We start from the raw sequence: 9,256 nt of genomic DNA on the forward strand, positions 1-9,256 counted from the left end.
TTTTTGATTGTAGAATAGTGTTGGATTGTTTTTACTGTTTACCTCCCATGACCGCTCAAGTACCGATCTCGAAGATCAGCTTATACGATCGAGATTTTCAGCTATGGATCGAGACAACCGTTAACCAATTACGACAGGAGGATTTTGCCTCGGTTGACTGGACTAATCTGATCGAGGAATTGGCAAGCATGGGAAAAAATAATCGACACGCTCTCAAAAGTTTGTTAATTCAATTATTAGCTCATCTGCTCAAGTTAGTTTATTGGCAGACGGAAAGAGAGTATAATGCGAATAAATGGGAAGCGGCAATTATTAATTTCCGAGTTCAAATTGCCGATCTGCTGGAAGACAGTCCTAGTTTAAAACCTTATCTCCTCGAAATTTTCGATTCTTGTTATGGAAAAGCTAGGCAAATAGTCTCGAAATTGAGCAAGCAAGAAATTCCTATAGAAGTCATTATTACCCCAGAAGAAACCCTGGATGAAAACTGGTTTCCCTAACTATGCAACAAGGTGATTTAATCGAGATCGAGATTACCGACCTCAACCATACGGGCGAAGGTGTGGGAAAATACCGAGGACAGGTGATTTTTGTGCCAGATACGGTCATTGGCGATCGCATTCAAACTCGCATCACCTATATCAAAAAAAGTCATGCGATCGGCAAACTACAAACTATTCTACAGGCTTCTCCCCATCGTATCCGTCCCCGCTGCATTGTCGCCGATAAATGTGGTGGCTGTCAATGGCAACACATCGAGGATCAATTTCAGCGCCTGGTCAAAAAAGAGCAAGTACAAGAGGTATTAACCAGAATTGGCGGTTTTACCGAGCCTTTGGTTTATCCTCCCCTCACCGGTAATTCTCCCCTCGCTTATCGCAATAAAGCTACCTATCCCCTCGGATTTTCCCCCACCGGCAATGTGCAAGCGGGTTATTATCGTCGCGGCAGCCATCATCTGATTAATCTCAATCAATGTCCGATTCAAGATCAGGCTTTAAATCCGTTTCTAGCAGAGATAAAACAGGACATTCAGGAGCAAGGCTGGTCAATTTACGATGAAAAGACCCATCAAGGACAATTACGCCATTTATCCCTAAGAATTGGCCGCCACACGGGAGAAATTTTATTAACCCTGATTAGTACCGATAATAATTTACAGGGAATTGAGGCACAGGCGCAGCAATGGCTGGCAAAATACGCCAATTTAGTCGGTGTAACCGTCAATTATAACCCCGATCGAGGTAATGCTATTTTTGGCAGTCAGACCACAACTATCGCCGGAAGGGACTATATTACCGAAAAGTTCGCCGGATTAACCTATCAATTGGCTGCCGATACCTTTTTTCAGGTTAATACAGAGGCTGCTGAAGCCTTATTTGCGGTTATTTGTCAGAAATTAGACCTTAAAGGTGAAGAAATGCTTATTGATGCCTACTGTGGCATCGGTACTTTTACTTTACCCCTCGCTAAACGGGTTAAAGAGGTGATTGGACTAGAATCCTATAGCTTTTCCCTCGATCGAGCCAAGATTAACGCCCAATTAAATAATATTACCAACACAACTTTTATTTTGGGGGCAGTAGAAAAAACTTTACCGCAACTGACAGTTAAACCCGACATTATTCTACTCGATCCGCCCCGCAAAGGTTGCGATCGATCTGTCCTCGATAGTCTGTTACAGCTGCAAAGTCAACGCATTGTTTATATCAGTTGTCAAAGTGCAACTTTAGCCAGAGACTTGCAATATCTCTGTCAAACAGGCGATTATCAACTACTAGAAGTGCAAACCGCCGATTTCTTTCCCCAAACTCCCCACGTCGAATGCGCTGCTTTTCTTAGACAAAAAACAGCGAATATGGTAGGATGAAATAAGGGGAAAAACCCGATCCTTTAGCCGTTTATGGCTGAAAAGTCAATGGTTAAGGATAATAGCATATTAAGCCCCGTTCCAGTCAACTACTTTTTTGATTAACTACTCGCTCAAAGCTGCCTTGATTCTCGATTGGTGTGTAGATCAATCAAAAAAATATCTAATCCATCTCAGAGACAGAAAAGGGGCAGAATATGACTTATTAGGTATGGCAATCATCTAGATCGACGGTTAAGAGACCTTAATCTTTCTGTAAGAGAATAGTCATTGAATAAAAGCTAGAGGTAAAGCGCGTGATTGCTATTTCACTGCCAACAAGCAAACGAAGCTGGAACACCATGAGTTTCGCTTCCACCTTGTATCTTTGTCCGATTTTAGATTTATTGACCGCTAGTATTCCCGAAGAATTAGAGCCAGAAATTAGATTAGGATTGCAAGAAGCTTTAGTTAATGCCGCTAAACACGGCAATCATCTCGATCCGGGCAAAACCGTGGTCGTTCACTTTTCCAGCAGTAAAGACGAGTATTCTTGGGTAATTACCGACGAAGGTTGTGGATTTACCCCCCGTTGTCACCATCATGGCTGTAGTTGCGATTGTCCCAATTTTCCCCCCGAAGAAGCGGAAAATGGCCGAGGACTGTGTATATTATATCAAATCTTCGACCAAGTTGACTGGAATCAAAAAGGAACCCAACTGAAACTTTGTAAACAAATTAAACAGGAACGCGGGTTCACCTAATGACCATGACCGTGAGAAGGACAGGGAGGAGCAGAAATTGAGCGATCGAGCCAGCCTGTAGCCTGTTGTAGCCGAGGAAGTGCTTCTTCTGGCTGATTATCTAATAAAAACACCAAAGCCGTCCCTAATTGTTCGGCAGCCCGAGCATTACGATGGGCTTTCAGACGATGCCAGTCAATCGGTGCGATCGCCAAACGTTCCGCCAAAATCCGCGCCAATTCCAGGGTAGATAGATGATCAACAGTCTGAGATGAGGAGGAGACAGGGGATGGAATCATAATCAAAAGGTTTCGTAAAACCGTAAAATCGTCTATAACTATAGTTTAGACGCAGGTAATCGGATCGAGTCCATGTCCTTAGAAGAAAACCCATACCCTAGCGATGAATCGGCAGAATTTACCCAAGCGATTGAAGAAGTCGAAGCGGCGATCGCAGCACTAAAAGACCGTTATCGACAGATCAGCGAAGCAGAAAAGCAAAAAAAAGACCTAGAGGCACAATTTAGCCAAATAGAACCCCAATGGCGGGAAAATCCCCTACCTGAACTAGAAAAGGAATTGGTACAAATTCGCGAACAGATTCAAGAATTAGAGGTAATTTTAGAAAGCAATTTACTCAAAGAAGGGGAATTAAAGCGCCTATTCTGGGAGGGAATCCGTCGCGGACTGCTGGGGGAAGTTTTTTGGCAAATTGTCCGCTTTGGTGGTATCGGAGTCTTACTGGGTTGGATTCTGCGATCCTGCAGCGGGTGATTAACTGCACAGGAGTGGGGTGTGGGGAGTGAGGTGTGGGGTACTGATTAGGGTTGGGTTCCATCCAGACGGATTTGACATTGACGGGCATCGAGCGTAACTAGAGGATTGCCGTTATAAGTGCCTTGTTTAACTATTCCTAGCAGAGAAGCCATAACTAGACATTTTCTTTCTTGGTTGGGATAGGGCGCTCTGGGGGTATTGGCGGCGGCGGGATATAATACGATTATCGCTTGGTTTTGCGGCGGAGTAAAGGTTAACCCCGGTACATGACCCCGAAAGGAAAACTGCACCCCCGGATTGCCGCCTAGGGTGGGAAAATTATTCACCACCATAAATACTTCCTGGGGCAGACGTAGGGAACCCGCATTAGTATTAGTCGCCACTAAACAACCCGCTTCACTGGCAGTTATTTGCGAGTAAACCGTGGGATTAGTGCCAGTCCCGTTAGTAAAATTAATCGTGCAAATTCTCCCTCGACGCATAGCTTGTTTTTGGGCATCCTGTAGGGCTGATTGTATAGAATCGGTGGCTTGTTGGACTCTATTGCTATTCAACCAAGCTAATAAATTAGGTAGGGTTAAGGCGGCAAGAATTCCCGTAATTGCCAAAGCTACCAAAATTTCTAACAGGGTAAAACCCTGATTTTTATGATGGACATTTAAACGACGCATTGGGAATCACCTCGACAGAACTTTCAGCAATAACATTTTCTTGGTTGGGGTAATCTTTATAATTTTTATCTGTTGCTTCGACTCGATAATCAATACGGAGACGATGGGGATTAGCCGATTGGTTAGTAATATCAAAAGTTCGATAGAGAGAATAGTTTTTTTTACCGACAATTGGTCTTGTCTCTACTTCTTGGTCAGTACTGGTGGGGAGGGTAGTGGGGAGGCGAGTTTTCGTTAGTTGTCTTCTTAAAGCTGTGGCATAACCCTCCGTTCCTGTACATACATCCGCCTTGACATAATCAGGACTGGATTTCACATCTAAACTCGAAGCTAAAGCTTTAACAAACTCGAAGTCTTCTTGAATCCAAAAGTTAGCTTTAGCTTGTCTTTCTGCCCGAACTTTATATAAGGCATTCACTGCCATTAACTGTAAGGTTCCTGTTAAGAAAGCGGTAATAGTTAAAATGGCAATGATCACTTCTAACATCGAGAAACCCGACTCGGACGACGGCAGTTTCAACTGTATCCCCTTTCCTTTTGATTTCACTTATCAACCCCCCCCGTTTTTCCTGAAAACTACTGGCTTTTTTAGCTCTCAACTACAGAGTACCCAGTTGATGGGATATTTATAACTCTAGTCAGGGAATTAATTCCCCGAAAACCCTATTGCTCAAGTGATTCAGATTGTCTAAACTCTCATGCAGTTAGCATTGTACACTAATCTATTCTTTCTTTGTCGGCGATCGAGATTACACTTAACCAGTAATTTAGATACACTAACAAGCTTATCCGCCTAAAATAGCAATGCCTACGCCGATTAACAGAATTAATCCGCCATAAATGACTTCTTGGGCTGGTATTTCACCAAAAATGAACACTCCTAACAGACTAGCGGCGATTGGCTCTAATAAAATTACCATGGTTACTATTGTCGGTGCTATCCATCGCAAAGCCCAGTTAAAGCTAGTATGACCGATTAATTGCGGAAAAATCGCCATCATTAACACATAAACATACACGGATAAGGGATAGCTTTCGTAACCTTGACCGAATAAAAAAATAGAAGGTAATAAAACTAATCCTGCGGTAGTGTAGGCTACAGTTATATAATTCTTAATATTTAAGCCCTTTCTTTGTGCTTCCCGTCCGAGGAGAATATAACCACTAACGAGAATTGCCCCAATTAAAGCCAAGCTATTGCCCAATAAAGGGTTAGGATAAGAACTACTGAGAGATTGATCGGCTAAAACAATGAATAATCCCCCCGTTAGAGCCACAAAAATGCCGATAAAGGTTAATTTGCTCGGTTTTTCTCGAAACCACCACCAACCCAACAGAGAAACCCAGAGGGGATTAGTGGTGACTAAAGTGGTAGAAGCGGCGATCGATGTGTAAGATAGAGAAGTAATCCAAGTAGCAAAATGGAGAGCTAAACAAAATCCCGCTCCCACTGCGTAATAATAGGCTTGAACAGGGACTTTTTGGCGTGATAAGGTAAACCAGTTCGGAATTAGGACAACAGAAGCCAATATCAGACGAGAAGTGGCTAAAAATAAACTAAATGCGATCGTAGCATTACCTACCGCTTCGATCGCTAACCGGATAAAAATTGCCGATGCAGAAACCGACACGACACCGATAGTTAAAATAAAAATAATTTTGGCGTTAGAAGGAGGCAAAATGGGCTACGCTTGCGTGATGATCAATGATGTTGTTTACCATTGTCAGTGATCAGTGATCAGTAATCAGTGATCACTGATCAGGATTCAGGATTCAGGATTCAGGAGTCGGGAGTCAGGATTCAGGAGATTATTTTTATTTATTCTTCTCATCACCCCACTTCCCCATCCCCCATCTCCCCATCTCCCCATCTCCTATTTACTTAATCTATGGAACTACCAGAATTAAATATAGAGACAATTTGGGCGATTATTAACGATGAAATTGACGACGAAACCGTTAATAAATTGGTCTGGCAAAGTTTAGGTTATCGCTACGATGAAAGTCAAGGAAAATGGGATAATAGTCAAGTAGAGGAAGATTGGCGAGGTGAATATCCTCAACCCCCGGATTTTATTGGCAATCGTCCCCCAACAGTAAAATTAACTCGATCGATCTTGCCAGAAAATAAACAATTATTAAAAGATAAATTGGGGTTTACTGGTTATAAAATTGGCGAATTCAATCCCCGCATGACTCGCCGTGCCACCGCCGCTAATTGGTTGTGCTTTTATGCGTTAAAATAGATGAGGAAAGTTATTTTATCAAGCTTCTAGCATGGTCACTATCCCTGTCAAGTCCTCCTCTCATCCCCTAGCATCCTATATTGATCGTCTCACGGCTGGGGAAGCATTGTTAAAAGATACTCCCCAGAATTTGATCGAGGTAGTGGGTATCCTGAAAAGTTATGGAGTGGTGTTAGATGCTTATTCCAAAAATTTAATTTATATTGCAGAAAATCAGTTTTTGGTTTTTTTCCCCTTCTTTAAATATTTTAATGGTCAAGTATCTTGGCAGAAATTACTCCAACACTGGTGGCACGATCGCATTAATTTTGAGTATGCTGAATACTGTATGAAAGCCATGTTTTGGCATGGTGGGGGTGGTTTAGATAGTTATGTAGATAGTGTCGCTTTTCGGGAAGTAACAGCCAAGGTTATTCAAGCCAAATTTAGGAATAATCCGCTAGTTTTAATTTTAAATAAAGCCTTTCCTGAATTTTTGCCAGAACAAATGCGGATGATGGCCTACTATAGCGGTTTAGGTCAATTTTGGCGAATTATGGCCGATACTTTTTTAAGTTTATCCGATCTCTACGATGCCGGAAAAATTACCAGTATTCCCGCAGTGGTGGCACACATTAAGAAAAATTTAGTCGATAATGCTAGTCAAGCAATTGTCTATCAGGTAAAAATCAAAGGACAAACCTATGATCTTATCCCCAAATCGGCAGGATTAACCTTTCTTGCGGATACGGCAATCCCCTACGTTGAGGCGGTTTTCTTTCGCGGAACTCCTTTCCCCGGTACAATTTCCTATAATGCCCAAGCCTATCAAATTCCCTACGATCAAGGAATGTTTGCCTATGGTGCTTTGTATGCGGATCCTTTACCCATTGGAGGTGCAGGGATTCCTCCCACACTATTAATGCAGGATATGCGTCACTTTTTACCAGATTATCTGCACGACATTTATAAAAAGAGTTTTCGTCAAGAAGAAGATTTATTAGTTCAGATCTGCGAAACCTTTCAAAAGTCGATGTTTTGTGTAACAACGGCAGCCATTCAAGGATTAGCACCTTACCCTTTAACTACCACAGATTTAAAAGAGCAAAAAGCCAATCGCATCTATCTAGAAGCATGGATGAACCGCTTTGTTAAATCAAGATTAGAAGCGGTAAATCAATAATTATTCTGCCGATAAATCGCTAATTTTTGCAGTCAACAAACCCCTTTACATTTATGTCAGATATTAACGTCCAACTTCAGGATATTTTAGTTCAATTGCAATCTTTAACCGAACGGGTTGCCCTGATCGAAGCGCGTCAGATGTTAGTTCCGGACATCGAGCGCTATAGTAAATTACAGCAATTCCTAGCTGAGGGGAACTTTAGGGAGGCAGACGCAGAAACTCTCCGAGTTATCCTCGAAGCTGCCGGCAGAACCCGCGATACTTTAACCCCAGAGGATATGATGCGGTTTCCCGTTAATGTGATTCGGGTACTCGATCGCCTTTGGAAAAATTATAGCGGCGATCATTTCGGTTTTAGCAATCAGGTGAAGTTATATTTTGCCGTTGGGGGTAGTATTAATACCCTGCGTACCCAAGACGCGGAAACGATTAGAAAATTTGGGGAATTGGTAGGATGGCGCGACAAAGATGAGTGGCGTATCGATGATTATGATCACTGGGATTTTAGTCTCGCAGCTCCTCAAGGCTGTTTTCCCGCTCTCTGGTGGAAGTCTCCCTACGGGTTAAAAATGGTGACTTTTTGTTTTACTCGCCTGATAGAGTGCGATTTATAGACAATGAAAGGGATTATCGGCTATTTTCATGCTTTATTGTCCCCCCAATTTGCCCCCACCGGGATAAAAGTGGCTGTAATAGTGGGTACAATTTTATTGACAATTAACCACGGTTATGCTATAGTGTCTGGGCGCATGACAAGCGATCGCTGGCTGGCGGCATTACTGACTTATCTAGTTCCCTATCTAGTCAATGTTCATGGGCAGTATAGCAGTTATCGCCGTCAGCAGTGGCCGAAAAAATCCCAGGAATAAAGACAATGAATATACCTCTAAGTGGTGATTTCTTTGACTCTAGGGAACTCCCTGTTAGCAGAGGGCTGCCATGATAGCGATCGAGACGAATATTCGGGTGACACAGATCTCTATTAGATATTTTAGCAACTACTTTATCATTCTTTAGCGATCGCTCTATTGGAATAAAGCAACAATAGATATATGATCAAGACAAGATCTGCTTTCATAGCGATCGAGACGAATATTCAGGAGTTCGATTTACCATGGCTACTGTTTTATTGAAAACTGGCGAGTTCCGAGAAATCCCTGATGATCAGTTAATTTCTTTCCTCGAGGAAAACCGAGATTTGATTCAAGATCGACAATCACCCAGAAAAAGAGCGATTAAAAGACCTATACCGTCCAATGTTACCTCTACCAGTACAAAATGACATCGATATTTGTTTCGTCATATTGGTAGATACCTTGTTCTGATTCTTCTTCCGTTTTCGAGTATTCCACCTTACACCGACGAAAAAGTCGGTATTGGGTTTTCTGGTTATCTTGAGGGTTTCCTCGATACTCCTCTTCCTTGCCTAACTCTATATAAACGAATAGTTTTTTATATTTTCCGTAGACTGGCTCCCCCGATTTTGCCGAATCAAATTCTAGCTCATTCAATGCTTTAATTCGTTTAATCATATTAGTGTTTAAGTTGGTTTTTGTTTTATAATATCCTATTATTGTGATTTTATTAGATTAGGTCGAGGTCTATTGTTTTGAGAGGAGAAGATGTGGCCAGATTTGTCACAGCAGTACCCGATAGTTTAGGAGATTGGGCTCTTCGGTAATTGTTATGCAAATAATTAACTTAAAATAAAATTCGATGAGAGTGCCTACGCCTAAAAGTAGCTGAAATCTATACAGGGAGACACTTACGGCACAAATAGGTTAATACCAAAAGATAGACAATTGA

Annotated in this window: 13 protein-coding genes; 8 read left to right on the plus strand and 5 right to left on the minus strand. The window is 42.0% G+C overall.

What is annotated here, in order from left to right; translation table 11 throughout:
* Window positions 1-47 precede the first annotated feature (47 nt).
* The 3 genes from IM479_RS01910 to IM479_RS01920 all read left to right on the plus strand — a co-directional run bounded on the left by IM479_RS01910 (window position 48) and on the right by IM479_RS01920 (window position 2,613).
* Window positions 48-500: a DUF29 domain-containing protein gene (locus IM479_RS01910; RefSeq protein WP_287687276.1), complete on the plus strand. Its 453-nt coding sequence runs from the start codon at window positions 48-50 to the stop codon at window positions 498-500.
* A gap of 2 nt (window positions 501-502) precedes the next feature.
* Window positions 503-1,870, plus strand: coding sequence for a 23S rRNA (uracil(1939)-C(5))-methyltransferase RlmD (gene rlmD, locus IM479_RS01915; RefSeq protein WP_287687278.1), 1,368 nt, complete (start codon window positions 503-505; stop codon window positions 1,868-1,870).
* A gap of 341 nt (window positions 1,871-2,211) precedes the next feature.
* Window positions 2,212-2,613, plus strand: a complete 402-nt coding sequence (locus tag IM479_RS01920) for an ATP-binding protein (protein ID WP_286823803.1) — start codon at window positions 2,212-2,214, stop codon at window positions 2,611-2,613.
* Here the strand turns inward: IM479_RS01920 and IM479_RS01925 are convergent.
* Window positions 2,610-2,891, minus strand: a complete 282-nt coding sequence (locus IM479_RS01925; protein WP_286823804.1) for a DUF6439 family protein — start codon at window positions 2,889-2,891, stop codon at window positions 2,610-2,612. The genes IM479_RS01920 and IM479_RS01925 overlap by 4 nt on opposite strands.
* 72 nt (window positions 2,892-2,963) lie before the next feature.
* On the opposite strand from IM479_RS01925, the gene IM479_RS01930 reads away from it, so the two are divergent.
* Window positions 2,964-3,365, plus strand: coding sequence for a sll0565 family protein (locus IM479_RS01930; protein WP_287687279.1), 402 nt, complete (start codon window positions 2,964-2,966; stop codon window positions 3,363-3,365).
* Between the two features lie 47 nt (window positions 3,366-3,412).
* Here the strand turns inward: IM479_RS01930 and IM479_RS01935 are convergent, their stop codons facing one another.
* From IM479_RS01935 to IM479_RS01945, 3 genes are all read right to left on the minus strand, one after another.
* Window positions 3,413-4,039, minus strand: a complete 627-nt coding sequence (locus tag IM479_RS01935; RefSeq protein WP_287687281.1) for a prepilin-type N-terminal cleavage/methylation domain-containing protein — start codon at window positions 4,037-4,039, stop codon at window positions 3,413-3,415.
* The gene (locus IM479_RS01940; protein WP_287687287.1) at window positions 4,014-4,526 is read right to left on the minus strand and encodes a type 4 pilin; all 513 of its coding nucleotides are present in this window, start codon (window positions 4,524-4,526) and stop codon (window positions 4,014-4,016) included. Before IM479_RS01940 ends, IM479_RS01935 begins: the two co-directional genes overlap by 26 nt.
* A gap of 298 nt (window positions 4,527-4,824) precedes the next feature.
* On the minus strand, window positions 4,825-5,718 hold the full coding sequence (locus tag IM479_RS01945) for a DMT family transporter (protein ID WP_286823808.1): 894 nt from the start codon (window positions 5,716-5,718) through the stop codon (window positions 4,825-4,827).
* A gap of 210 nt (window positions 5,719-5,928) precedes the next feature.
* Between IM479_RS01945 and IM479_RS01950 the strand changes: the two genes are divergently transcribed.
* From IM479_RS01950 to nrtS, 4 genes are read left to right on the plus strand one after another with little or no spacing between them, the layout of a single operon-like run.
* Window positions 5,929-6,285: a DUF1823 family protein gene (locus IM479_RS01950; protein ID WP_286823809.1), complete on the plus strand. Its 357-nt coding sequence runs from the start codon at window positions 5,929-5,931 to the stop codon at window positions 6,283-6,285.
* A gap of 31 nt (window positions 6,286-6,316) precedes the next feature.
* On the plus strand, window positions 6,317-7,447 hold the full coding sequence (locus tag IM479_RS01955) for a CO2 hydration protein (RefSeq protein ID WP_287687283.1): 1,131 nt from the start codon (window positions 6,317-6,319) through the stop codon (window positions 7,445-7,447).
* A 53-nt stretch (window positions 7,448-7,500) separates the two neighbouring features.
* The gene (locus IM479_RS01960) at window positions 7,501-8,064 is read left to right on the plus strand and encodes a GUN4 domain-containing protein (RefSeq protein WP_286823811.1); all 564 of its coding nucleotides are present in this window, start codon (window positions 7,501-7,503) and stop codon (window positions 8,062-8,064) included.
* Between the two features lie 3 nt (window positions 8,065-8,067).
* Window positions 8,068-8,319, plus strand: a complete 252-nt coding sequence (gene nrtS / locus IM479_RS01965) for a nitrate/nitrite transporter NrtS (RefSeq protein WP_002776306.1) — start codon at window positions 8,068-8,070, stop codon at window positions 8,317-8,319.
* Between the two features lie 396 nt (window positions 8,320-8,715).
* Here nrtS and IM479_RS01970 read toward each other — a convergent pair whose 3' ends face one another.
* A complete protein-coding gene (locus IM479_RS01970) occupies window positions 8,716-8,982 on the minus strand; it encodes a hypothetical protein (RefSeq protein ID WP_004161646.1) in 267 nt (88 codons plus the stop codon).
* Window positions 8,983-9,256: the final 274 nt, after the last annotated feature.

This window comes from Microcystis sp. M165S2 (assembly GCF_020245885.1).
GTDB lineage: Bacteria > Cyanobacteriota > Cyanobacteriia > Cyanobacteriales > Microcystaceae > Microcystis.